Origin of the sequence: Vibrio sp. SCSIO 43097, from assembly GCF_023650755.1 — a bacterium.
GTDB classification, from domain to species: Bacteria; Pseudomonadota; Gammaproteobacteria; order Enterobacterales; family Vibrionaceae; genus Vibrio; species Vibrio alginolyticus.
The window spans coordinates 688,193-713,908 of record NZ_CP071840.1; the positions used below are offsets into that span (position 1 = coordinate 688,193).

A 25,716-nucleotide genomic window follows, 5' to 3' on the forward strand; every position below is an offset into this window, starting at 1 on the left:
AGGCGATGAAAGATAAACACTCTTTATGGAAAACCAGTAGTGGGGTAATAACTCTGCTACTGGTTTTGCCGATCTTAGCGATCTTCTACACCGCGATTGGTGAAACGGATGATTTGTTTGCTCATTTAATGGCAACGGTCATGCCGACTTATATTTTTAACACGGTTGCGCTAACTGTTGGCGTAATGGTGCTGTCCTTAATTCTTGGTATTCCAAGCGCTTGGATAATGGCCATGTGTAAACTGCCGACCGAAAAATGGTTGCAGTGGGCATTGGTGCTACCTCTTGCGATGCCAGGTTATATCATTGGTTATATTTTTACGGATTGGTTTGATTTTGCTGGTCCAATTCAAATCTTTTTGCGTGATGTAACCGGATGGGGACCTGGCGAGTATTGGTTCCCTGACATTCGTACGTTGCCTGGCGCGACCTTTGTGTTAGCTTTGGTGTTGTATCCTTACGTGTATTTATTGTGCCGGGCTGCGTTTATGGAGCAAAATGTCTCTTTATTGCAAAGCGCGCGTTTGCTCAAGTGCTCTCCATGGGAAAGCTTTTGGCGCATCTCGATGCCGTTAGTAAGACCCTCTATCGCAGTGGGTTTATCATTGGTCGCAATGGAGACCATCGGTGACTTTGGTACGGTAAGTTACTTCGCGGTGAATACGTTAACCACAGCGGTCTACGATACTTGGTTGGGGTACTCTAATCTTAATGCGGCAGCCAAGATTTCTGCCATGATGCTCGTCATTGTAGTACTGCTTCTTAGTGCCGAACGATACAGCCGCCGTAAACAAAAGCTTTTTCAAAGCCAATTTAACAGTCACGAAGATTTTCGTTACGAGTTGACGGGCTGGAAAAAGTGGACCGCACTAGTTTGGTGCTGGGGCTTGGTTTCGGTCGCGTTTATTTTGCCGCTACTACAGCTGATTGATTATGCGATCACTTATTTTGCGCAGAGTTGGACCTCAGAGTTTCGTGAATACGCATGGAATAGCTTAGTTGTGTCTGTTATTGCTGCGATTATTGGTGTTGCTGTCGCACTGATCGTTAACTTTACCCATCGAGTCAATGGTAAACGAGAAAGCTTGGCATTTATGCGTCTTTCTTCTATGGGCTATGCAGTACCAGGAACGGTACTAGCCATCGGTGTGATGGTCGCTGTGCTGTTTATGGATCATCGTGTCAACGACGTTGCTAAAGCCATGGAGTGGGGAAGACCGGGACTTATTTTTTCTGGCTCCATGTTCGCCCTGGTTTTTGCCATGGTTGTGCGCTTTTCAGCGGTGGCGATTGGGAGTATCGAAAGTAATTTAAATAAAATTTCTCCGTCGTTAGATATGGCATCGCGCACTATGGGTTGTAAGCCCAATGTCATGCTGTGGCGCGTGCACTTTCCGCTGGTTAAGCGCGGTGCACTGATTGCGGCTTTATTAGTGTTTATCGAGTCGATGAAAGAGCTTAATGCGGCTTTGTTACTTCGTCCGTTTAACTTTGAAACACTAGCCACATACGTTTATAACTTCGCCTCGGATGAGCATTTAGAATTGGCCGCTTTGCCAGCGGTTCTGTTGGTTCTTGTTGGGTTGATCCCGCTTGTTGTTGTTAACCGTTCACTGGAGCAAAATCACTGATGAGCTGTGCATTATCAATTAAAAACCTAACGTGCCAATATGACGATCAAACCGTACTCGAATCATTGTCTCTTGAGGTAGAACAAGGGCAGATTGTCTGTTTGCTAGGAGCAAGTGGTTGTGGGAAAACAACACTATTAAAGGCCGTTGCGGGATTATTGCCGTTAACGTCAGGCGAAATGAGTCTAAATTGCGTCACAATTGATGATGGGGAAAACTGGTTGCCGCCAGAACAGCGTAACATAGGGATGATTTTCCAAGATTACGCACTTTTTCCTCACTTGACGGTGGAGCAAAACATTGCCTTTGGCTTAAAGCAGTGCTCGACAAAAGAGAAAAATGCCAAAGTTCAAGAAATGTTAGAACTCGTGCACCTTCAAGGTTATGGCGATCGTTATCCTCATCAATTGTCTGGTGGACAGCAGCAGCGTGTTGCGATTGCTCGCTCATTAGCTTACAGCCCAGACTTACTGTTACTGGATGAACCGTTTTCTAATATTGATACGCAAGTTCGCCATGAGTTGATAAGTGAGATCCGTAAGATTTTTAAGGCCCAAGGTGTGACTGCCATTTTTGTTACGCATAGCCGTGAAGAGGCTTTTGCTTTCGCCGATAAAATGGCAGTGATGAACAATGGAGTCATCGAGCAATATGGCACAGCATCTGAGCTTTACTACCAACCTTCAAGTAAATTTGTCGCTGATTTCTTAGGTGGTGGCAGTTACCTTGCTGCTAAACGAGTTTCGAATTCAGAATATGAAACCCACTTGGGCGTGGTTGAAGCCACGGCTCAACAAGATATTCCAGTACAGGCGGAGTGCTCTTTACTGCTAAGACCGCAGCATGTGCAAATTCAATCCGATGAAGATAGTTCGGTAACCGTATTGGAACAGCATTTTATGGGTGATCACTGCCGTTATGTGATTAACGCGAATGGTGACCGTTTGTTAGCTACAGCTTCGCAAGCATTAAATATAGGTGAGTCCGTCGCGGTGAAAATTGAAACGCAAGGCGTCCTGGCATTTGCTTAACGGTCCTGAGTATCTTTGCTATCTCGTTTACGACTTTCCAACATACAATAAAAAAGCCCGGCAGTGGGGCCGGGCAAGTGCTCTTCTCCTGTTGATGAGCGCCTTTTCAGACAGCGTCGACTCTCATCATAGTGCTCGAAGCGGGCACAAGGTTCAGTTATAAAGACAAGAAGTCTTTAAACTGTTGAAGAACACGTTCCGCAGTGTCCTTATCTTGCATCTCTGCAAAAATTCGTAGCAGTGGCTCAGTACCAGAGAAGCGAGCGATGATCCAACCGCCGTTTTTGAAGTAGACTTTCGCACCATCTTCGTAGCTGACTTTTTCGATTTCAAACTCAAACTCAGGCAACTGCTTTTCAACATAAATCTTGTTGAACAGTACGTCTTTTTGCGCTGGTTTGAACTTGCAATCGCCTTCTGCCATGTAGGCATAGCCGTACTTGCCATAGATTTCATCCAGCAACTCAGACAGCTTCTTGCCGGTTACTGAAATCATTTCTACCAATAGGCTTGATGCGAATACGCCGTCTTTACCTTTGATGTGGCCGCGAATGGTTAGGCCACCAGAGCTTTCCCCGCCAATCAGTGAGTCATCCGCTTCCATTTGGGAGCTGATGTGCTTAAAGCCTACAGGAACCTCAAAGCATTTCTCGCCATGATCTTCGGCGACTTTATCGAGAAGGTGGGTGGTTGCGATGTTACGTACCACGGAGCCTTTCCAGCCTTTGTATTCAAGTAGGTAGTAGTAAAGCAGCAGTAGCACTTCATTTGGATGAATGAAGTTACCTTTTTCGTCGATAATACCAAGACGGTCCGCATCGCCATCAGTACCGATGCCAATATCGTAACCTTGCTCTTTCACTAGGTGCATCAAACGGTAGAGTGTTGCAGCGCTTGGCGAAGGCATTAACCCACCGAAATCTGGGTTTTTGCCATCGTTAATCACATCAACGTCACAGCGGCCGTTGATTAATACGGTTTGCAGTGCGTTTTTCGCGACACCAAACATTGGGTCGATCAAAACACGTAAATTCGCCTTCTTGATCGCTTCGATGTCGATAAAGTCGATGATTGAGTCAACGAATTCGTTCATCGGATTGATGATTTCAATCAGCTTATCTTCAACCGCTTGTTCAAAGTCGACGCTTTTTACATCTTGCGCAGTGAGCGCGTCTATTTGTGATTCGATTTTTTGGGTGATGATTTCATCTGCGTCACGACCGCCTTCAATGAAGACTTTAATGCCGTTGTAATCGGCAGGGTTGTGTGATGCGGTAATACATGCCGAGTATGCGCAGCCCATTTCTTTCGCTTTAAACATTACGATAGGTGTTGGGACAAATTTGTCGATAAAGCTGACCACAATGCCGTTTGCTGCTAGAACTTCAGCGAACCAACGACCTGCTTTATCGGAAAGAAAACGACGGTCATAGCCAATCACAAAACCGCGATCAGCAACCGATTCGTTATTCGTGATGTTTGCAACTGCTTGGGCAACCAAGCGTACGTTATCTTTAGTGAACTCCTCACCGATAAATGCACGCCAACCGCCTGTACCAAATTTGATCATGATTCGATCCTCGATAAGAGCGGCATCCCACCGCCTCTTAAATCTTTGCTAGCGAACCGATGCACTTGTAAAACATAAATGCACCGGATAAATCAAAAGGGGAGAAGGACTCCTCCAAAAGATGATTAACCTAGAGTAACGATAACTTCGTTTACTGAACCTTCCGCTTGAACTGGGACAGAGGCACCATTCACTGCTTCACCGTTCACAGTAATCGACTTAACGCCTTTGCTTACTGAGTCTGGGTTAACTACTTTGATGTTGTACGTTGCACCTAGCCATTGACGAGTCACTTCGAAACCAGGCCAGTTCGTTGGGATACATGGATCGATAGTTAGGCCATCGAAGCCTGTACGCACACCAAGGATAAAGTTGGTAACAGCGAAGTAAGCCCAGCCTGACGTACCTGTTAACCATGGGTGGTTTGCACGACCGTGGTCTTGGTGGTCTCGACCCATGATGAACTGAACGTATGAGTATGGTTCTGCAATACGTTTTTCGATGATGTCGTTCTGGTTGTATGGGTTTAGCGCATCGTAGAACTTCATTGCACGATCACCACGACCCAGTTTCGCTTCAGCTACCCAAGCCCATGGGTTTGGATGTGAGAAGATCGCACCGTTCTCTTTTACGCCTTGGTAAACACGAGTTACGAAGCCGATATCATCATTCGGTGTTGCAAAAGATGGTGAGTTTAGGTGAAGGCCGTATTCAGAGAACAGGTTCTCATCGACAGCGTCCATCGCTTTTTCGCCACGCTCTTGAGATACCGCACCAGAAAGTACCGCAAGTGTGTTTGACTCTAGGTGTACTCGGCCTTCCGCTTGTTGCGCAGTACCGATCTTGTCGCCATTCTTCGTCAGACCACGGATGTACCAACCGCCTTCGTCATCCCAAAGGTGGGTTTCACACGCTTCACGAACGTTTGCTGCCATCACCGTGTATTTTTCAACGTCGGCTTCCTTACCTAGGTATTTCGCTAGGTCGATGAACTCCTGCAGTGCCCAGAAATGTAGGAACGACACCATTGAAGATTCGCCACCACCTAGGTTCAGACAGTCGTTCCAGTCTGCACGCAGACCTTTACAGATACCGGTTTGACCTACGTATTCAGCCGAGAAGTCTAGCGCGGCTTTCATGTGGTCATAAACCGTTGCATCGCCACCGTCGGCGTAAGGGATCACTTCGTCAAAGAAGCTGTGCTCACCGGTTTCCATCACGTACTTACAGATGGTTGGAACTAGCCATAGGTGGTCATCAGAGCAGGTGTCTTCGATGCCGTGAATCTTGTCTTCATCAGACGGTGTTGGAACCACGGTTGGGGATTTCGATGGTTTAACGTCAGCTTTTTCTGGATCGAACCAATCTGGATCAAATAGGTGTAGACCGTAGCCCGCTTTTACTTGGCCGCGCAGTAGGTCAACGATACGTTTGCGCGTCATTGCAGGGTTAGCGTGAGGGACTGAGATCGCATCTTGCGCTGTATCGCGGTAACCAAGACCAGTACGACCACCCACTTCGATGAATGAAGCAAAGCGAGACCACACCACACAAGTTTCTGCTTGGTACAGTGTCCAAGCGTTGATCATGGTATCTAGACCTTCGTTTGGTGATTTCACTTGGAACTTGCCACAGCGTTCATCCCAGTGTGCTTTGATACCCGCAAATGCATTGTCGACTTCTGCAAGGTCTTGGTACTTAGCACGTAGACGGTCACCATTGCCTTTACCGATACCTAGAATGTAAGCAAAGCGAACTTCTTCACCCGGCTGGATAGTGAATTGCTTGTGCAGAGAGCCACAGTGGTTGTAACACGTTTGTGCTGTGTTGAAACACTTGCCTTGTTCTACCGCTAGCGGGTTTGCTTCGTCACGGTATAGGCCAAGGAAGCTGTCACGTTGACCGTCGTATGAATCTGGGTCAAATGTTGAAGCTAGGTAGTAGAAGCCTTCGAAATCGTTGGTGTTGTAGTACAGGTCGTACTCGATCACGCCTTCGTTGTAAGCCGTACCTGCCGAGTACAGAGACATCTGATGGTTTTGATTATCAGATTGAATGTGGCTGAATGAGAACTCAACAAATGAGAATGCACTGATCGTACGTGGTTTGTCAGAGGTGTTTTTAATCACTACATCCCAGATTTCAGCGTCTTCGCCTTTTGGCACGAACAGAGTTTTTGTTGCGGTAATACCGCTGTATTCACATTTGAACTTAGAGTAAGACAAGCCGTGACGAACTTCGTAGTTTGCTTCGTCTAGGCTCTTCGCAACTGGTTGCCAAGAGATTGACCAGTAATCACCTGTCTCATCATCACGCAAGTAAACGTAGTGTCCTGGGCGATCGAATGTCGCATTTGGACGGAATTTAGTAACACGGTTGTATTCTGGAGAGTTGTAGAACGAGTAGCCACCCGCGTTGTGCGAGATAACCGTACAGAACTTCTCAGTACCTAGGTAGTTGGTCCATGGTGCTGGTACGTCAGGGCGAGTGATGACGTATTCGCGATTCTCGTTATCGAAATAGCCGTATTTCATTTGTGTCTTTCCTTTTTACGAAGCTGCATCAGCAGCCAAAATTTAAAAACTCTTCAAGCGTGATGTTTCGACATCAGTTTTGTATTACTTCCACGGTTTACGGTAATTCACTCCCTGCAAATCAAGCAGAGGTAGATGGCCTTTCAAGCGTGATAAATAGTCGGTCCAATCTCGGTGTTGTTTGTCTGTCCAACATGCTTCTGCCATTGCAGTTAAACGAGGGAAGATCATGTAGTCCATGCGAGGTTGGTTATTGATAATTTCGCACCATAATGCTGTTTGAATGCCCCAAATGCGCTTACGTATTGGGTCGTCAGCAGGCACTTCAGCGAGCGGCTCGTAGTTGTAAGCTTTTTCTAGTGGCAGTGGGTTTGCCCAGTCCACGCCCGGTTCTTCAGGTGCGTAGTCTTGGGTCATATCTAGGTAAGTGGTTTGTGCTGGTTGCAGCACCACATCAAAGCCTTGGCGAGCACAGTTCAATGCCGCTTCTTCGCTTAGCCATGAGTAGATCACCGTATCTTTACTGACTTTGTCGCCGTGTTGAGCTTCTTCCCAGCCCAGCATGCGTTTGCCCAATTTACGAAGTTTGTCTTCGGCATAACGCAAGAAGTGTCCTTGCAAATCTTTGTAGTCGCTGTAACCCAGTTGTTCCATTAGTGCTTGGCATGCTGGGCTTTTTGACCATACGCCGTTAGGTACTTCGTCGGCACCAATATGAACGTAAGGCGCAGGAAAAAGCGCAGAGACCTCTTCTAGCACTTTGTCGATAAATTCATAACTCCCCGGCAGAGCAGGGTTAATGACGTTGTCGTTGTAATGCTGAATACTGCGGTATTCGGTGGTATCTTCCGCTTCTACCAATAGGTGTGGTAACGACTTGATGGCGGCTCGGCAATGACCAGGTACATCAATTTCAGGAATGATGGTGATGCCGCGTTGCGATGCAAATTCGATAACGTCTTTGATGTCTTCTTGTGTGTAGAAGCCGCCGTAACGTTCATCAAAGTGCGTGTACTGTGGTTCATTGATCTCATCCAATCCGCGCCAAGCACCAATATCGGTCAGTTGAGGCAGTGATTTGATTTCAATTCGCCAACCCTCATCGTCGGTAAGATGCCAATGGAACGTATTGAACTTGTAATGAGCCAGTTGGTTGATCAAGCGTTTGACTTGCTCAACGGAGTGAAAATGACGAGCACAATCCAGCATCATACCGCGGTAACGAAAACGTGGCCTGTCCTTGATTGAACAGCAAACTACTTCCATTGAGTTAGGTTGATCGCCAACTTTGATTAGTTGTAATAACGTTGCACAAGCATGGGTAAAACCAGACGAAGATCCTGCTTCAATTTTGATTGACTCTTCGGCTACTTTCAGTTTGTAAGCGCCTTCATCCAAGGTTGGGTTGCCTTTGAAGATGATCTGACTGCCATTGTCTGATGCGAACTCAAATTGGTGAATGCGCTTAAGCTCATCAAGTAGCCATTCTTTAGCTGAATTGGCCAGGCTTGAATAAACCGCGACGCCAGCATGATGATCAAAGCTAAAATAGTGATCGCTGACCTCAATATGGTTTGGTTTTGGCAGCAAGGGCTGTGCATGGGTTAAACTTGCAGGAATCTCACTGCGTTCACGGTATGGTGAAGCTAATACGATAGGCGTGACATCCACTTGTGCGCGCTGTGGGTTTCCATCAACGACAAAGTTGATCATCGCTTCGTTAAAGCCATCCGAGTAATAACGGAATGGGTTCGAACCAATACTGAATTCACAGTAATAGTGATGGTTGGCAGCCAGTACCACCCCTTCTGGCTTAAGTGTGCAAAAACTACCAATTTGAGTCAGTTGACCATTTGAAACGCTGTCTGGAAGAATGTAACGATCGAAAGCGAAAGTTAAGCTCCAGATGTTTAGGTCTTGGTCGCTCAAGTTATGAAAGGTGAGGCCAAAGCGGCAGTTTTGTTTCTGCTCAGAAAGGACTACGAGATCAACACGATATTCCATATCTACTCCTACGCCGCACTGAGCGAGTAAAGGTTATGTTCTGGTTTGCCAGCAAACATAATTGCGCCTTCAATCGCGTCAAACTGTGGCTCAACAATCCATTGCTGAACTGGTGGTGAAAGCCAACGTACAATGCGTTCAGCTATGCTGCCCATTAAACAAATACGTGTTGCGCCGCGCTTGTTTAATGCCACGAGAAACATTTCTATATCCGCTGCGGTTTGCTTCAGCATTTCAATGGCCAGTGCATCGCCTTGTTCCGCATGTTGGAAAATAGCCGGAGAAAACTGCCCATAATCACGAGGAAGCGCCTGTTTTGACCACGCCACCACGTTGTCGACCTCATTTTCGAAATGCGTCATAACGTGTTGTGCTAGGGGCGTTTTTTCTCTGATGCCATCTTCAGCTAACAAAACTTGCTGAACTAGGCGTAGCCCCATCGCTGCGCCGCCACCTTGATCCGAAATAGGGAACTCACGACCACCGACAACATGTTGCTCCAATCCGTTAAGGTAGATGCCACAAGAACCGGTTCCCGCAATCATGATTGCGCCATCTTCGCCATTGTGCGCACCAACGCACGCACCGTAAGCATCGGTATTCAGAGTTATACTGGCAAATGGATGAGGAAGAGACATGAAGGCTTGCCAAGATGCTTTGTGCTCTGCGCCAGCAAGGGCTAAGCCGACGTGCATCGACGCGAAATCTTGTTGTGTTAGACCGCCTTGCTCGGTAGCCGAAGTGATGGATTCAAGAATCGAAGCCATTGCTATTTCAGCACCTAGCATGATGTTGGCACTGCCGCTTTTGGCCTCGCCAAGAAAATTACCTTGTGAATCTTTAATCCTGGCTCGACATGACGTGCCGCCACCATCGATACCGACAAAATACATTCCCATGATTATTCTTCCTTCATATTTTTAGAGGTCGCCAACTGAGAAACATGCTGAGCTTGACTCATTATCGCGAGTAAGTACCAAGCGCCATGCGGGATCCATTGTTCGCCCCAGCGCCAGTTTTGTAACACGTCTTCTTTTTGTGCTGGTGGGTTAAATGCAATGTCTTCCTCGTCTTCAAAGCCGCCAGTGATTCCGTTACACACGCCACCTTTTGCGTTGAAGAAACCATATTGAGGGAGGTAATCAGGGTTGTTACGACCATGGCCATCTAGCATGCACATGTCGTATGGGTTTAAGCCTACAACCCAGTTCAATGCATCTTGAGCAAACACAGAAAGTTGTTGCTGTACTTCTTGCGACGCTATATGCGGTTGAGCAAGGTACGCCATGGTCGCGAGTGAGCCCAGTCGAGCATTCTCGCCTTGCCACCAATAGCCGGATTCATTGTTGTGTGCGACAAAAAATGCCTCGCGTTTTGACTCATTTACGCCTTTAACATATTGGCGAGGGTAACCGAATGGGTTGATCACTTTATTCGATATTGTGATCTCAAACTCACACGCTAGGTTGACGATACGTTTTACCGATTCCGCTCGTGCTGAGTCGTCTTCAATTGGTAGATATTCGCATAGGGCAATAACTGGTAGACCAGCTTCGGCTGCGTGAAAATATGGACGGCTGCCGTCTTGGTTTGCTGACCAAAAGTGTTGAATCTGCTCGTCGCTCATTTGGCGTGCAACTAAACGTTGCGCCCACAAACGGCTCTCTTCCAAGTAGCGAGTTTCTTTGGTTGCTTTAAACAGTTCTACACAAGCCAGTAGCGCACAGTATTCGTCGATAATGTTTTCTTCCCCATCATTGAGGTACTGCGTATTGTGCTCTTTTAAGTGCCAGTAACCATTTTCGGCAGCGTTGCGGTATTTTTGTTGATCGTATTCACCGTGAACACTTAAACGCGACGCTGCCGCTAGCGCTGCAATGGCGACACCGCCACCTTGTCGAAAGCCTGCTTGATAGTCGTCAAATTTGTGACCAAGTTGAGTTTCGTACGCGCAAATCTCGCGTTGCGCAGTATCTTTGCTCCACTTGTCAAAGACCGTCATGTAGAAAAAGCCTTTTTCGTTTTGCATACGCACAAGAAAGTCTGCACCGAACAGGGCTTCTTCAATCAGACGTGTACGTGTGAAAGCTGCAATGTCTTCGCTTCCTTCAAGCAATGAAACCCCTTTTAGGATGTTCCAAACCACCATTGGGGTTTGTTGAGGATTCAAATAATTCGCGTATGAAAGGTGACTTAAATACTTGCTAACGTCTCCTGATGCGTCGTACCAGCCGCCGTGTACATCAACCTTTTTATTGGAGTTTAGTACTGGAAGTTGTCGATCTTGTTTATCGAAGATCCCGCCGCAACGTTGCGATTTGAAGTAGTGGATCACATCTGACAAAGTTTGATCCAACAGAATGTGTTCGCCAACGATGAAAGAGGAAGAGCGCGTATCTTCTACTTGCAAGAAATAGTCACCTGACGTTGTGAAAGAGGAAAAGTCGATGAGGTAGAAATAGCCCTGATGCCAGTTCGCCACTTTACCTTGTTCTTCAACCGCAAAAGTTGCCACGGTTTGCTCGCTAGTGGCACAAATCAATTGAGCAGTGTAAGAAGACAAGTGTGGTTGTTCGGTCTGGATAATGGCTTTCTTTGGGCCCAGACGTTCATAACCAATGTGGTTAGTCAGTAGCAGCATTCAATGTCTCCGGGAAACGATAAAAACAGGAATGGGTCAGGCTGAACCTGACCCTCGTTATGATTAATCTTCAAATAAGTAACAGCGGACAAAGTGGTTGTCGGACAGTTGAGTGACGCCCGGTAGTCGTTCGCGACATTTGTCGGTAGCGTGTACACAACGTCCAGCAAATGGACAGCCGACAGATTCTGGTGTCCAAAGTGGGATTTCCCCTTTGTTGCCTTTCAGTTTCTCGTGAATAGACTTCGATGGATCTGGAACCGCAGATACCAACAGTTGCGTATATGGGTGTTGAGGATCGTGAATGATTTCTTCAGTATCGCCCCATTCAACCATGTGACCTACGTACATGACCGCGAGATCTTCAGCAATGTAACGCGCTGTTGCGATGTCGTGAGTGATGTAAAGCAGAGACATTTGTTTCTCGAACTTCATCTCTTCCATCAAGTTCAGAACACCGGCACGGATTGATACATCGAGCATCGATGTTGGCTCATCCGCCAATACCACTTCAGCACCAACTGCGATGTTACGAGCTAGGTTTACACGTTGACGCTGACCGCCAGATAGCTGGTGCGGGAACTTTTGCGCCGTTTCTTTTGGTGGAATAAGACCAACTTGTTCAAGTAGGTCGTACACACGCTCTTCCTGTTCTTTCTTGTTGCCCGGTGCTACTTTCTTATGAATCAGCAGCGGGCGCGCAATATGGTGGAAGATATTGTGCGTTGGGTTTAGCGAGCCAAACGGGTCTTGCCACACCATTTGTACACCTTCACGGTAGGTCATTAAATCGTGACGAGAGGTGATGTCTTGGATATCACGACCTTTGTATTCAATGATGCCATCGGTTGGTGCGTACATTTTTGCAATCATTTTTGCAGTAGTAGACTTACCTGAACCAGATTCACCTACCACTGACAAGCCGCGGCTCTTGTACATTTTGAAAGAGACGTCGTTGATTGCGCGCATCTTAGATTGTTTGATTGAGTTACTGTTTAAAGGGAAGTCCTTAACGACATTTTTACCCTCAATCAGCAGTTCGCCGAATTGTTTGCTCATAATTCTCTCCAGTGTAATTTTTGTTCTTAGCTAACGTTTTTTTGTTGTTAAACCTTAGCTTGAGCAATGGTGTCGCCGTACAAATGGCAATTTGAGAGGCGACCTGGTTCAATTTGACGTAATTGGGTTGGTACACGTGTACATGCTTCATGTACGCGATCGCAACGAGCTTGGAAGCGGCAGCCCCGTGGTACTTCTAGCAAGTTCAACGGGTTACCTGGAATACCAGTCAATTTGGTCTTTGGTCCAGTTAGTGGAGGGAAAGAGCTACCCAAACCTTTGGTGTAAGGGTGGTAAGGACTTTCCAGAATTTGCTTAGAAGGCGCGACTTCAATCAACTCACCTGAGTACATGATGCCGATACGATCCGAGAACTCGACCATCAATGACAAGTCATGTGTGATGAACAGAATTGAGAAACCAAACTCTTCTTTAAGCGCGTAAATTTTTTGTAGAATTTCACGTTGAACCACTACATCCAATGCGGTAGTCGGTTCGTCCATGATGATCATTTTTGGGTTCAGAGCCAAAGCGATTGCGATTACTAGACGTTGACGCATACCACCAGAGAACTGGTGCGGGTAATCACTCAATCGGCTAGGGTGGATATCAACGATTTCCAGCAGACCTTCAGCGCGTGTTTTTGCTTGAGCGCGAGTCATATTAGTATGACGCATGATGACGTCACAGAACTGCTCTTCCATGGTTAGAACAGGGTTCAAAGCGTTCATCGCACTCTGGAATACCATCGACATTTCACTCCAGCGGAACGCTTGCATGCGATCATCGCTGTACTGAAGGATATCTTCACCGTTGAAGATAACCTCACCACCTGTGATAAACGCTGGTGGCTTATGAAGGCGCATTAGTGAGAAGGCAACAGTGGACTTACCACAGCCAGATTCACCAGCCAGACCGAATACTTCACCTGGTGCAATGTCGAAGCTCACGTTGTTACAGGCGCGGACATCGCCCGCGTCTGTGATGTAGTCTACGCATAGGTTACGGATGGAAATTAGTGGTGCAGTCATGATTATTTATCTCCGCTCCATAGTGCATTTTGTGGTGCCAGTTCAGGCTCACGCTCTTTCTTGTCTTTTGCTGCTAGTTTTTTCCAGCGTTTCATGCCTTTGTGAGAACGAAGTTGAGGGTTCGCAATTTCGTCAACGGCAAAGTTCAACAGAGCAAGACCAGTAACCAGTAGTGTTAGGGCAATACACGGTGCTAGGACTTCCCACCATGCGCCAATCAGCATGGCTGATGAGGTTTGCACGTTGTAAAGCATGATGCCCCAACTGATCGTGTTGGCATCACCCAAACCTAGGAACGAAATGACCGCTTCAGTGTTGATCGCCAGCATTACTGAGCCAATGAAGCTCGCACCGACAATCGGGATAAGGTTTGGTAAAATCTCAACGAAGATGATGCGGAATGAAGACTCTCCCAATACTTCGGCAGCTTTAACGAACTCTTTCTCGCGTAGTGCCATAGTTTGAGAGCGGACAACACGTGCACCCCATGCCCAAGAAGTACCAGCGATAATCAAGGCAATGGTGAGTGGGCCTGCTTCACCGATAAAGGCCGCCAGCACGAATAGCAATGGATACTGCGGAATTACTAACATGATGTTCATTGCGGCACTCAATATGTCATCCACTTTACCGCCGAAGTAACCTGCCGATATACCAATGACTGTTGCTAAGAAACACACGATGATGCCAGCACCAAAGCCTACACCCAGTGATACTCGTGCACCGTAAGCCACCTGCGACCAGATATCGCGACCCATTCGGCTAGTACCTAATACGTGGTCGGCCTTTTTAGACATAATCAGCGTACGACGATCGTCTGCTAGGTTTTTAGCGACCCAACCATCAGGATTGTTTTGTGCCTGTTTTACAACAAAGCTTGGGTATTCGTGTGGGTTACCGGTTCGCTTGTCTGGCGCATGCTTTGTAAGTAAAGGAGCGGCAATCGCAACGAACACGAACAGCGTAACAATGCCAAGACCAATGCGAGCAAATGCGTTACCTAAAATAAGTTTGAATAGTTCTTTCATGATTATTTGCCTCCCGTACGTAGGCGAGGGTCTAGAATCATGTACAGCATGTCAGCCATTAAGTTGAAGCACAGCATGAACATCGTCATGATAATTAACTGACCTTGAAGTACTTGGTAGTCACGAGCGTGAATTGCGTTCAATAGAACAGTACCTAGGCCTGGGTAGTTGAAAATCATCTCGATGATTAATTGACCTCCAATGGCCATACCTAAAGACATAGACAGTGCGGTAACACTTGGAAGTAGTGCGTTACGTGCGGCGTAATTAAAGACGACGCGGTTTTCACTCAGCCCTTTACCTTTAGCCATCGTGATATAGTCTTCGGCGAGAAGGTTGATCATGTTGTTACGCATGTTAACTAGGAAGCCACCAATTTGAACGATGGTTGCACAGAATAGAGGTAGTACAGCGTGGTAACCCACGTTCTTGATGAACTCCCAGCTTGTCCAATCAGGAATAGTACCTGGCGTGTAAGCATAGCCAGATGGGAACCATTTCAGGCCAATCGCAAAGGTAAACAGCGCTAACATTGCGATAACCATTTGTGGAATAGCTTGAATGATCAATGTGCCAGGCGTTACGAATGCATCGTACTTACTACCGCGCTTCCAGGCGGCAAAAATACCTAGGACAGAAGCGATGGAGAAAGAAAGTACAACCGCAGTACCAGCTAGAAATAGTGACCAGCCAAATGCACTACCTAGTAAAGAATTAACTGAAAGTGGGTAGAACTGGATTGAGGTGCCCAATTCCCAACTTAGAATGTTTTTAATGTACGAGAAGTACTGAATGTAAATTGGCCCATCAACGAAACCGAGCAGTTCTTTCATTGCTGCGATTCGTTCTGGAGTCACCTGTACTGAAGCATTAGCAAACATCATGGTAACTGGGTCACCAGGCATTGCTCGCGGAATAATAAAGTTTAACGTCGCTGCAACTAAGAGCGCGACAAGATAGAACGACAAACGTCTTAAAAAATAACCCATAACTCACACCTTACTCACCCAGATTTTTTCCCTGTTTCTGGTTTCAGGTCGCTCCTAGCGAAATTTAGAGCGAAAAATCCCCTGACGACGAGCGCCACATATTGGTTTCGTTAACAAGGGATTTTTATAGGCGGCACACGGGATGCATGCCGCTTGAAATGAACTTCTACTTATTTAACTGGTTTTAGGTCCAGTACGTGAAGTAGACGCTCTGGGATACCTGCCCAAATGTTTGGACGGCCCTTAGGGTTTTCTTCGTTCCACCAACCAGTGAAGCGAGTTGTGTTGTATTGGTACATGTACGCGCCAGATAGCACAGGAATAGTTACTTGGTCCTGAGCAATGATCTTCTGAATGCCATGAGCGATCTCTAGCTGTTCTTGCTTATCTGCTGTCTTGTAGAAGCTGTTAAGAAGACCGTCTAGCTTATCGTTCTTGTAGAAGTGCATGGCAAAGCGAGGCATGCCATCACCAGCTTGTAGCTTCGAGTTGTAGCCACTATCCCAGTACAAGTGTGGATCTGCACCGTGGAAGTAGTTGGTGTAAGCAACGTCGTAAGTACCTTCTAGCATTGCTTGGTTGTATACCGAGAAGTCCGGTGTACGAGCACGAGCTTTAATGCCCACTTCTGCTAGTTGCTCAACGGCTAGTTGTACTGTGTTGTTGAAGTCAGTCCAACCGTTTGGTGATTGAATTAGAAGCTCGAAAGACTTGCCAGATGGTGTATCCACAAAGCCATCTTTGTTTACATCTTTGAAGCCAGCTTTAGCTAGAAGCTTTTTCGCACCTTCCGCGTTGTATGTGTTGTAGCCTTTGTACTTGTTGTGCGTCTCTTCATCAGACCAAGCTTCGAATGCGTAGCCAAGGCCAGATGCGAAGTCGTTCACTGTACCGCCGCCGTAGAAAGCGATATCAATGATAGTTTGACGGTCTAGCGCCATAGAGAACGCACGACGGAAGTCAACGTTAGTTAGTGCTTCGTTTTTCGCAGCGTCTGGGTTTTTGAAGTTCACTACAAATGCTTGAGTACCCGCTGGTGGGTACCAGTAGTGGTGATTCGGACTTGCTGCAGCGTACGTACGGTCGATGTCTGGTACGAATGAAGACGTCCAGTCCATTTCGCCGTTAACGATTTTGCCCAAGAATTGGTCGTTGTTCGCGATTTGTGGCACACGCAGACAATCTACATCTAGGTTGTCAGCATCCCAATAATTCGGGTTCTCACACTGGATATATAGCTGCGGTGTGAAAGTGTCGATTTCAGTAAATGGACCACTGCCTACTGGATTTTCGTTTGTGAATGTTGCTGGATCTTTTACTTTGCTCCATACGTGCTTAGGTACGACTGGTACTTTCGCAATTTCGTAAGGAACGTTTGAGTTTGCTTCGCTTAGACGGAATTTAACTTGGTAGTCGTTAACTTTTTCTACGCCAGTCACCCAAGAGTTGATACCAGATTGGTCTAGCTCTGGCTTCTCTTTAACTAGGTTGAAAGAGTAAACAACATCATCAGCGGTAAACGCTTTGCCATCAGACCATTTTACGCCCTTACGGATATCGAAGGTTACGCTCATCAGGTCATCAGCCATGGTAAAGTTTTCTGCTAGACGAAATACAGGCGTGTTACCGTGCATTTCGTTAAAAACAACGAGCGGCTCGTAAATAAAGTCGGTTGTTGTGTGCAGGTTAGTTGCACCCAAGAAAGGGTTAAAGTTACGAACGAAAGTTGTAAACTCTTTAGGGTGGATAGTCAGTTCACTGCGTTCAGCCGCAGTAGCTACCGATGCAAAACCTGTAGTAGCCGTTGCAATAATTGCTGTTGCTAGTGCTGTTTTTTTAATATTGGCAAGCATAGCTGTTCCTTACTATTTGCTTTCATTTCACTAAATGGAATTGAATGTCATCAATTGATAAACACTCTCTAAGACCTACCTCTTGTACATGCCTTACTCATTACAACATTGAGTTTCGCCAAGAGTGGCCTGTAGGCCTTAGGCAGGAGTAAGAAAACACCTTATCCATAAAATAATCAAACTTGATTCCCGTTAAAAACGTTAAAATCTCTGAGCTCTCCGTTATAAACGTTATTTTGGCTAATTTTAACCAGTAGAGGGACAAAAAATAAACGTTGATATGCGTCGCAGTTTATATCCTTGTTAATAATGAGTGTTGGTGATTACTAACCTGGTGATCCATTTAAAATATACGTTTCTTGCTTGGTTTCTAGGTTCGGAGATCTCGCTCACATGCAGAAATGGTGTTAATTAATCAGCTAAAAATTAATCTGCCGTTCTGTTGTGATTAAGTTCGCAATCTCTATCAATAGTTCGTCAAAATCCGCTTGTTATCTGAAAAATGGCCTTTTTTATCGACAGTTTTCTTCCGTTTGTCGTCCTTTTTTTATTGTATGAATGAAGTTTTTTGGTTGCTCGAACTTACCTAATTAAGGCCAGTTAAATGGATAAGATCGTACGTTTTGAAGACCAACAATAGATAGCGATGTCTAACCGAATGTTCGTTATTGGAAATATGTTAATGGGGTAGGAAGAGGCGGTCTCTTTTATCTCTAGGAAGGGAATACTCGAATAACAAAAAAGCCCAGCATGCACGCTAGGCTAGTTTTTTTGATAAATATTAGCTGGTCAATAGTCGCTGTAGTTTATCTCGTTGTACTTCTATGTATGCTCTCTCGGGGCTCTGTTCTTTGCAGTGTTCGAGAATGAACTCTATCGAGCTTAGCACCGTTCTCCAACGTGGTGTTTTGGGTAATGTTTCTATACGCATGTATTTATCTAAAGTGCGTGTTTGCAAAGTACTACGGTCTAGATAAACGCGCCACAAGCCACTTTGCTCTGCAAATGCGAACTTACTTTCACCCGTTACAGATTCCCAATACTCTAAAGCATGTGTCATTGCGTCTACTAGAACTTCTCGCATAAGTTCTTGCTTGTCTTTTTTATTACCGAGCGCTTTGTCTGCAAGGCGCGTAAATTCTCCGCCAAGCTCTTTTAGCTTTTGCAATTGGTCTTTGTCACCATCAAATGCATAACTTGAAAGCACTTCTACGGCGGTTTCTAGATTATGTATGCGAGCGGCACTGGCTCCACCGCCGACATTAAAGATGTACATGATATCTAACCCTGAACCTTCAGGGAGCTTAAGAATGTCTGCTTCGATGTTCTGACGAATATCTTCAATATAGATATCAATCTTGCCACAGTAATGAGGTTGTTTGACGGTCAGATATTTAGGGGCAATCAGCTCATCAGCAGATGAACGCTTTAGCTGTTCTAAGCTGCGCTTGAATAGCTTACAAGCAGCTTCGTTAGCAAAGCGAATACGCTTGTCTTCACGTAGACAGATGATAGCTTCAGGAGCCGATTCTAGCTGTTCCAACAAACGACCTTGAGTCTCAAGTAAGCTTGCTTCAACGACTGCACGCTGTCTAAGTTCAGACTCTAGCACTTTGTTTTCCATATGGCGCATTTCTGCTTTACTTGCCGTTAAATGCGCTTGGATACGTGCCGCCAACTCTTGTTTATTAAATGGTTTCGATAAATAGTCGTTGGCTCCTGCCTCAAAACCTCTTACACGATCTTCTGTTTGACTGAGTGCGGTGAGCATAATGATTGGCAACTCGGCATGATCATAGGTTTCACGTAGTTCACTACAAACTTGGTAGCCGCTCATGCCTGGCATCATGATATCCAATAACAGAAGTTCCGGCTTCTCTTGCTCGACGAGCGCTAACGTTTCTGGCCCATCGGAGACAGTACGCACACGATAGCCCTCTAAACGTAAAAAGCTTTCAAGCACGCGTAAGTTTACTGGTTCATCGTCAGCAACATACAGTAACGGGCCGTCTGGGTTCTCTGGAAGTGATAAGTCTTCACTGTTCTCTACATTAACTTCAGGAATTTGGAAGTGCCCGTGCGCAGCTAGAGTCTGGGTTGCTTGGATTTCTTCTTCACTGGCGAGCGGTAAAGTGAAACTGAAGGTAGTTCCGACCATTGGTTGGCTACTGACGTATAACGAGCCTCCCATTAATTCGATCAATTGACGGCTAATGGAGAGCCCAAGTCCTGCACCTTGACGATAACGGCTCGCGTCTTGCCCTGCTTGGATAAGTGGTTCAAAAATATGTTCAAGTTGTTCTGCGGGAATTCCTTGTCCAGTATCCACGACTTGTACGCGTACATGATCATCTACCACATTAGCGGAGATAACAATTTTACCTTCTGAGGTGTATTTAATCGCATTGCCAATCAGGTTATATAGCACTTGTTCAAGGCGTTGCGGGTCAGCTGACACTGCTTTTAAATCCGCTGGGACTTGGTTGATGATGCGGATGGTTTTACTTCCAAGTAAATGGCTAGAAAGCTCTAAAACCAATCGTGTTGCACTGCCCAAACTCACTGCTGATTTCTGGATATCCATGCTTCCATAACGCATTTTATGATAATCCAACAAGTCATCGACTAGATTAGCGAGACGCTGACCACTTTTAATGATGATATCAAGCTGATATTTCTGGCTAGCGGGGATCGCGCCATTGGCGCCGGACGCTAAGGTTTCAGCAATCCCGACCATGCCGTGTAACGGTGTACGAAGTTCATGAGAAGTCGTGGCTAAGAACTCATCTTTTAATTTATCGGCCAATTGCAGTTCTTCATTCTGTTTCTGAATGATCTGTATGTTGCTTTCTAGTTCTTCATTTTGCTTCTTAATGGTTTGAATCTTCTCTCGAATAGAGCGTTGCATTCGTTCAAAGCTTAACGCAAGCCGACCAATTTCATCTTTACGAACCGTATTAAAAGACGTGTCATCAAGATCCCCTGCAGAGACCTTTTCGGCAACCCAAGTCAATTTCAGCAACGGAGAAGTGATAAAGTTTGATAAATAGTGAGAAGCGATCACCACAAGGATAATGGCGATCAACATAGCGATAACGAATAGTTTTTCGAGTTGATGTATACGAGCGAAAGCTTCGTTTTCTGGTAACTGTACGACGAGCGCCCAAATCACACCACGAGTTTCAATCGGTGCATAAGCCGCGATGATCTCTTCACCTAAACCGTTTGTGTAAGTGCCGACACCAAATGCACCAGAGAGTGCTTTATCGATCACTTCTAAACTGTTCTTAATGTCGTCTTGTTTCGTGTTAATTGTGCGAGGTTGGTGATCATTTCCAACCAGCAAGGTGTTAATTGATGACTCTCGGTTGGCGTCTGCGGCTAACTTAGTGATGCCATTATTTGGCAAGCGGAACATGGCATAGCTGTGTAGATAACCTTGCTGAACAATTGGTGCACCTAGCCAAGCGACTGATTTCCCCCCTTCCAGCTCGAAGTCAGACACAATCACAGGAGTGTAGTCTTCGTTTACTTTTCGACGTTCAGTCACATCATCGGCGAGACGCTTGAAAGTTTTGCCAAGTGCCGAGTCTTTGTAGGGGCCTGATAACAAGTTCGTCCCGTAGTTATCGTCTTTGTTGATCGAGTAGGTGACGTTACCATTGATGTCTACCAGCAAAATGTCATTAAAATCAGAGCGCTTGAGGAGCTCTAAGTAGGCCCAATGATAGCGTTTATGTAAAAGCCGGTAACGTTCACTTCCTACATAGTTGGATGACTCGGGTAACGTTGAGGTTTTGATTTGGTCTCCGCTGCCCTCGATGTAGCGCTGTTGGGCGTTTTTACGAGACTCTTCAATATCATTGCCTAAACGACTAAAAGCATTGACGAGACCGTAGAATCGGCCACCACTGGCGTAAGCCAACTCTGAGCGCACAAAGCCCATGACTTCGGTTTCTCGTGCCTCAAAGTAGTCGATGATTTGCTGCTGTTTTGTATCTCGAACAGACAGTAAGTGTGAGGTGCTTTGTTCTTGCAGATCTTTACTGTGGGACTGCAAGAAAAAGATCGCAGTAATGGTAAGAGGTGTGATACTGAGCACCAGAAATGCGGTCATCAGTGTACTCTGAAGGCGCTTAAATTTCTGTTTTTTGTAGAATTTAAACATGGATAAGATTACAACTCATAATGGGCAGTTCTAAAACATACTTCGCTGCCGAGGTTCTCGTTAAAAACGGATAAGATGTTCAACTAGATAGAATTAACAAAATTAACGAGTTTTTTTTCTTTGACAAGAAAGTTAGTTGTAAAGCGTGCAGGGTGACGCAGTTTTTCTTATGAGTGTTGAATTTATGAGAAAAAATCGCGCAGGTTTGTGCCTGCGCGGGGGGAAGTTATGATTTTTTCGCGTAGTAGATAGAAAATTTATTGGTCTTATTTAGCGTCTCGCAATTATTAAACGCCCGCTCGATAATTGGTGGGTATTTTAAGAAGCTATTCGCGACAATCACCATTTCGCCGTCTTTGGTTAGATATTGTGGTGCCTGACCCAACAAGGTTTCCGCTGCGTTGTAATTTGTGTCTAAACCACTGTGGAATGGCGGGTTGCTGATAATAAAGCGGTAGTCTTTTGCGGTATCCGAGTATATATCTGATGCAAATACGCGTCCGGATAAACCATTCGCTTCTAATGTGGCTTGGCTAGAAGTGATCGCATAAGCATTAATGTCACACATCTCAATCGCGATCTCTGGATTCGCTTTCGCCATAAACGCACCGAGCACACCTGCACCACAACCAAAGTCGAGCACTTTGCCCGACAGCTTAGGTAAGGTTTCAAGCAGCAATCGGCTACCTAAGTCGAACTCGCCATGGCTGAATACGCCAGGTAGGCTCTTAACCGCTAGCGACTGCTCACCGAGTGTAACAGTGTAAGACTTAAACCAATCTGCTTGGTTGAAAGGTTTTGGTTCATTGAGGCAATTACCCCAGTAAAATGAGCAGCGACGAGCAGAGTCGTACTTGTTCACAGGGCCGTATTCTTGGAACATCTTCTCGATGCTCTTGATGCCGGAGCGGTTTTCACCAACGATGACGATTTCGGTGTTAATGCCCAGTTTCGCCATCAACATCGCCAGCAAGTATTCTGCTTCGGCTTTTGCTTTTGGCCAGTATAAAAGGACCATGTCTGCTTTTGTTTCAACATCAAACACAGAGCCAAAATGACTTTTCACTTTGTCAGAGGTTTGAATTTGGCGGTAGTAGCTATAGTTGGAAGTAAACACTTCAACAGACTCACAATGAGCCACTAACTCAAGAGGAAATAGGTCTTCAACTTCACCAGCGACTAAAACGTGTTTTCCATTGAAGTATTCAAGTTGGCGCTGAGCTATTTGGCTAGGAGCGATATAAGCAGACATAAATTTGGTTCATCAGAAATAATTTGGGGCAGATTTTCGCACAATCTGCCCCAAGCTTGAAGTGATTAAGCGGTGACTAGCTGTTGTCTTGTTGGTTAAGGAAGTCTTTGAATTCTTCCTCGTAGATATTAAACAGTACCATGGTCACGGCAAAAATAAGTGGGCCGTAGATAAGACCAATCAAACCAAACAGATGCAGACCACCCAGTAATGAGAAGAAAATCATAAGGGTATTCATGCCGGCGCTGCCTTGCATTAGCAACGGACGCAATAGGTTATCTATAGAGCCAACGACGACTACACTCCACACCGTCAAGAAGATAGCCCAAGTCATATCGCCTGTTAAGAACAAGTACGCTGCTGCAGGAATCCAGATTAGCGCGGTTCCTACCACTGGAATGAATGATGCAAAGCCCATCATCGTTCCCCAAAATAGCCCAGGGAAGCCAGCTAGCCACATACCGATGCCGCCAGCCAAACCTTGAGCAATCGCTGTCATGAATGAGCCCATCACGGCTGATTTAGAAACTTGCTCTATCTCTGTCAATATGCGGTCTTCTTGGCTACGTGAGAGTGGCAGGATATGACGAATCGCAGAGATAATTTTGTCGTGGTCACGAAGCAGAAAAAACAGCACAAACAGCATCAGGAAGAAGTTCATTAGGAAGTTGGTTGCGTCTCCTAAAATCTTTGCGCTGATAGCAACTAAGTTAGAGCCAAACGATGTAGCAAATTGACCAATTTTCTCAGCAATGGCTTTGGGCTCGATTTTATCAAAAGGTAAGTACTCATTAACAATCGCTAAGCCTTTGATAACGAAAGGATGTTGGAATATATCTTGGATGCCACCATTGGTAACCCAATTATATGTATTTTGTGAGAAAACAGAGCCTTGCTGAACAATGGCTGCAAACACAAATAAAAGCGGGATAACAATAATAAACGTCAAGACGACACATGACAGCAGTGCTGCCATATTTGGGTGCTTGGGAATTTTCTGCTCAAACCATTCGTGTATCGGAAACATGAGCAAAGAAATGATAAAAGCCATCACAATGGAATTGATATATGGCTCAACCAATAAGTAGCAAGCAAAAGCAGCGGCGAGTAAAGCAACCATTAGTACTCGGTGACTCGACGTTATTTTTACATTATTTGGCATGGTATTAGTCCAACTTACAGGTGACGTTTACGGTTTATGCCTTCAATGATGGCGTGTAACCTTTATTACTTTGCACTCTTAACTCTTTCAAGCTTATGACAATGCCGAATTAGAGCAGGGCGATGTACCTTGCTATAATGACTACAAATCAGTCGGTTATCAATCAAGAGATGAGCTATGGGTTGTTGCAACGGTGATAAAAAGTGTCAAACCGAGAAAAAAGCTAAGCGAATACCGTGGTTTGGCATTGTCGTTGGGGTATTAGCGATATTGGTTATTTTGAATTGGCAATAAAAAAGGACCGTTACGGTCCTTTTCTAAATGCGTTATCGCCGTTTTTAGCGATTATTTCGCTTCTTCTGCAAGAACAGCAAAACAGCGGTCAGCAGCTTCTAGTGTGGCATCAATCTCTTTTGAACCATGAGCGAGTGAAGTAAAGCTCGCTTCAAACGCAGATGGCGCAAGGTAGACACCGTGTTTTAGCATTAAGTGGAAGAAACGCTTGAAGCGTTCTATATCGCACTTCGTTACGTCTTCGTAGCAAGTTACTTTTTCTTGGTCAGTGAAGAAGAAGCCGAACATACCGCCCACTTGGTTAACAACTAGCGGAATACCGTGTTTTTCTGCTAGAGACTTAAAACCTTCAGCAAGTTGTTTCGTTTTAGAAGCTAGGCGCTTTTCGTTGCCTTCTTCTTTTAGAAGGTTCAAACATGCGTAGCCTGCTGCCATTGCGACAGGGTTACCGGAAAGGGTACCAGCTTGGTAAACTGGGCCTGTAGGTGCAACGTATTGCATCACTTCTTTACGGCCACCGAAAGCACCTACTGGCATACCGCCACCAATCACTTTACCCAGTGTCGTTAGGTCGGGTTTGATGTTGTAGTGTGCTTGCGCGCCGCCTAGAGCAACACGGAAGCCTGTCATTACTTCATCAAAAATTAGTAGCGCGCCTTCTTGATCACAGATTTCACGTAGCCCTTCGTGGAAGCCTTCCACTGGTGGAATACAGTTCATGTTGCCTGCTACTGGCTCAACGATGATACAAGCAATTTCGCCTTTGTTAGCAGCAAATAGCTCGCGTACAGAATCTAGGTCGTTGAATGTTGCTGTTAGCGTGTGCTTAGCAAAATCTGCAGGAACGCCAGGAGAGCTTGGCTGACCTAGAGTTAGTGCACCAGAACCTGCTTTTACTAGCAAGCTGTCAGCGTGGCCGTGGTAACAACCTTCAAATTTCATGATCTTGTCGCGACCGGTGAAGCCACGTGCAAGGCGAATCGCGCTCATCGTAGCTTCAGTACCAGAACTTACCATGCGGATTTGCTCCATTGATGGAACAAGCTCAGAAACTAATTCTGCCATCGCGATTTCAAGTTCTGTTGGCGCACCGAAGCTAAGACCGCGTTGCGCTGCATCAATTACTGCTTCGCGGATAACCGCGTGGTTGTGACCAAGAATCATTGGACCCCAAGAGCCAACGTAATCAATATACGCTTTACCATCGGCATCAAAAATCAGTGGACCGTCTGCTCGTTCGATAAATAGCGGAGAGCCGCCAACGCCGTTGAATGCACGAACTGGTGAATTGACACCGCCAGGGATGGTTTGCTGAGCTTTTTGATACAGCTCTGATGATTTGGTCATGGGGTTATCCTCTTTTGATTGCTCGGACCAAGTGGAGCGCATTGTACCTAGCTATAATCAAGTTAGAAACGTTTTGCTTAATTTATGTGTTGTTTCGCAGTGTAATCTTATATATCCGCATC

General features: G+C 45.7%; 16 protein-coding genes. 2 read left to right on the forward strand and 14 right to left on the reverse strand.

All coding sequences use genetic code 11. From position 1 onward, the window contains the following. Positions 1 to 5: 5 nt before the first annotated feature. Entirely contained in the window at positions 6 to 1,631 is a 1,626-nt protein-coding gene (locus tag J4N40_RS03345) for an ABC transporter permease (protein WP_053304117.1), read from the forward strand. Then, positions 1,631 to 2,662 (forward strand): ABC transporter ATP-binding protein, encoded by a 1,032-nt coding sequence (locus tag J4N40_RS03350; RefSeq protein ID WP_005380055.1) that lies wholly within the window; start codon positions 1,631 to 1,633, stop codon positions 2,660 to 2,662. The genes J4N40_RS03345 and J4N40_RS03350 overlap by 1 nt, the downstream gene beginning before the upstream one ends. A gap of 157 nt (positions 2,663 to 2,819) precedes the next feature. Here J4N40_RS03350 and J4N40_RS03355 read toward each other — a convergent pair whose 3' ends face one another. From J4N40_RS03355 to hemL, 14 genes are all read right to left on the reverse strand, one after another. Then, complete coding sequence (locus tag J4N40_RS03355) at positions 2,820 to 4,232, reverse strand: phosphoglucomutase/phosphomannomutase family protein (protein WP_033905585.1); 1,413 nt, start codon at positions 4,230 to 4,232, stop codon at positions 2,820 to 2,822. 125 nt (positions 4,233 to 4,357) lie between these two features. After that, entirely contained in the window at positions 4,358 to 6,766 is a 2,409-nt protein-coding gene (locus J4N40_RS03360; RefSeq protein WP_047102646.1) for a glycoside hydrolase family 94 protein, read from the reverse strand. Positions 6,767 to 6,850: 84 nt separating this feature from the next. Then, positions 6,851 to 8,770 carry a beta-N-acetylhexosaminidase gene (locus tag J4N40_RS03365; RefSeq protein WP_104979669.1) on the reverse strand — a complete coding sequence of 640 codons (1,920 nt, stop codon included), beginning with the start codon at positions 8,768 to 8,770 and terminating at the stop codon, positions 6,851 to 6,853. Positions 8,771 to 8,778: 8 nt separating this feature from the next. Beyond that, a complete protein-coding gene (locus tag J4N40_RS03370; RefSeq protein ID WP_104979667.1) occupies positions 8,779 to 9,669 on the reverse strand; it encodes a glucosamine kinase nucleotide-binding domain-containing protein in 891 nt (296 codons plus the stop codon). A 2-nt stretch (positions 9,670 to 9,671) separates the two neighbouring features. Next, positions 9,672 to 11,411: a glycoside hydrolase family 9 protein gene (locus J4N40_RS03375; RefSeq protein ID WP_250654368.1), complete on the reverse strand. Its 1,740-nt coding sequence runs from the start codon at positions 11,409 to 11,411 to the stop codon at positions 9,672 to 9,674. Positions 11,412 to 11,474: 63 nt separating this feature from the next. Further along, the gene (locus J4N40_RS03380; RefSeq protein ID WP_250654369.1) at positions 11,475 to 12,470 is read right to left on the reverse strand and encodes an ABC transporter ATP-binding protein; all 996 of its coding nucleotides are present in this window, start codon (positions 12,468 to 12,470) and stop codon (positions 11,475 to 11,477) included. A 47-nt stretch (positions 12,471 to 12,517) separates the two neighbouring features. After that, positions 12,518 to 13,501, reverse strand: a complete 984-nt coding sequence (locus tag J4N40_RS03385) for an ABC transporter ATP-binding protein (protein WP_005380040.1) — start codon at positions 13,499 to 13,501, stop codon at positions 12,518 to 12,520. Positions 13,502 to 13,503: 2 nt separating this feature from the next. Beyond that, positions 13,504 to 14,529: an ABC transporter permease gene (locus J4N40_RS03390; protein WP_054579088.1), complete on the reverse strand. Its 1,026-nt coding sequence runs from the start codon at positions 14,527 to 14,529 to the stop codon at positions 13,504 to 13,506. Between the two features lie 2 nt (positions 14,530 to 14,531). Next, a complete protein-coding gene (locus tag J4N40_RS03395; protein ID WP_005380038.1) occupies positions 14,532 to 15,518 on the reverse strand; it encodes an ABC transporter permease in 987 nt (328 codons plus the stop codon). Positions 15,519 to 15,688: 170 nt separating this feature from the next. Continuing rightward, positions 15,689 to 17,371 carry an ABC transporter substrate-binding protein gene (locus tag J4N40_RS03400; RefSeq protein ID WP_005380037.1) on the reverse strand — a complete coding sequence of 561 codons (1,683 nt, stop codon included), beginning with the start codon at positions 17,369 to 17,371 and terminating at the stop codon, positions 15,689 to 15,691. A gap of 781 nt (positions 17,372 to 18,152) precedes the next feature. Beyond that, a complete protein-coding gene (locus J4N40_RS03405; RefSeq protein ID WP_250654370.1) occupies positions 18,153 to 21,539 on the reverse strand; it encodes a hybrid sensor histidine kinase/response regulator in 3,387 nt (1,128 codons plus the stop codon). Between the two features lie 226 nt (positions 21,540 to 21,765). Continuing rightward, positions 21,766 to 22,791: a 16S rRNA (guanine(1207)-N(2))-methyltransferase RsmC gene (rsmC, locus tag J4N40_RS03410; RefSeq protein WP_025768200.1), complete on the reverse strand. Its 1,026-nt coding sequence runs from the start codon at positions 22,789 to 22,791 to the stop codon at positions 21,766 to 21,768. 76 nt (positions 22,792 to 22,867) lie between these two features. Further along, the gene (locus J4N40_RS03415; protein WP_005386541.1) at positions 22,868 to 23,953 is read right to left on the reverse strand and encodes an AI-2E family transporter; all 1,086 of its coding nucleotides are present in this window, start codon (positions 23,951 to 23,953) and stop codon (positions 22,868 to 22,870) included. Positions 23,954 to 24,298: 345 nt separating this feature from the next. Beyond that, positions 24,299 to 25,594, reverse strand: coding sequence for a glutamate-1-semialdehyde 2,1-aminomutase (hemL, locus tag J4N40_RS03420; RefSeq protein WP_054576317.1), 1,296 nt, complete (start codon positions 25,592 to 25,594; stop codon positions 24,299 to 24,301). Positions 25,595 to 25,716: the final 122 nt, after the last annotated feature.

What these genes read in the sequence shown, in the direction of transcription:
- J4N40_RS03385 (WP_005380040.1), bottom strand. Translation starts at nt 13,501, where the DNA reads ATGACTGCACCACTAATTTCCATCCGTAACCTATGCGTAGACTACATC.
- J4N40_RS03355 (WP_033905585.1), bottom strand. Translation starts at nt 4,232, where the DNA reads ATGATCAAATTTGGTACAGGCGGTTGGCGTGCATTTATCGGTGAGGAG.
- J4N40_RS03345 (WP_053304117.1), top strand. Translation starts at nt 6, where the DNA reads ATGAAAGATAAACACTCTTTATGGAAAACCAGTAGTGGGGTAATAACT.
- J4N40_RS03350 (WP_005380055.1), top strand. Translation starts at nt 1,631, where the DNA reads ATGAGCTGTGCATTATCAATTAAAAACCTAACGTGCCAATATGACGAT.
- J4N40_RS03365 (WP_104979669.1), bottom strand. Translation starts at nt 8,770, where the DNA reads ATGGAATATCGTGTTGATCTCGTAGTCCTTTCTGAGCAGAAACAAAAC.
- J4N40_RS03415 (WP_005386541.1), bottom strand. Translation starts at nt 23,953, where the DNA reads ATGCCAAATAATGTAAAAATAACGTCGAGTCACCGAGTACTAATGGTT.
- J4N40_RS03395 (WP_005380038.1), bottom strand. Translation starts at nt 15,518, where the DNA reads ATGGGTTATTTTTTAAGACGTTTGTCGTTCTATCTTGTCGCGCTCTTA.
- hemL (WP_054576317.1), bottom strand. Translation starts at nt 25,594, where the DNA reads ATGACCAAATCATCAGAGCTGTATCAAAAAGCTCAGCAAACCATCCCT.
- J4N40_RS03380 (WP_250654369.1), bottom strand. Translation starts at nt 12,470, where the DNA reads ATGAGCAAACAATTCGGCGAACTGCTGATTGAGGGTAAAAATGTCGTT.
- J4N40_RS03405 (WP_250654370.1), bottom strand. Translation starts at nt 21,539, where the DNA reads ATGTTTAAATTCTACAAAAAACAGAAATTTAAGCGCCTTCAGAGTACA.
- J4N40_RS03400 (WP_005380037.1), bottom strand. Translation starts at nt 17,371, where the DNA reads ATGCTTGCCAATATTAAAAAAACAGCACTAGCAACAGCAATTATTGCA.
- J4N40_RS03360 (WP_047102646.1), bottom strand. Translation starts at nt 6,766, where the DNA reads ATGAAATACGGCTATTTCGATAACGAGAATCGCGAATACGTCATCACT.
- J4N40_RS03370 (WP_104979667.1), bottom strand. Translation starts at nt 9,669, where the DNA reads ATGGGAATGTATTTTGTCGGTATCGATGGTGGCGGCACGTCATGTCGA.
- rsmC (WP_025768200.1), bottom strand. Translation starts at nt 22,791, where the DNA reads ATGTCTGCTTATATCGCTCCTAGCCAAATAGCTCAGCGCCAACTTGAA.
- J4N40_RS03390 (WP_054579088.1), bottom strand. Translation starts at nt 14,529, where the DNA reads ATGAAAGAACTATTCAAACTTATTTTAGGTAACGCATTTGCTCGCATT.
- J4N40_RS03375 (WP_250654368.1), bottom strand. Translation starts at nt 11,411, where the DNA reads ATGCTGCTACTGACTAACCACATTGGTTATGAACGTCTGGGCCCAAAG.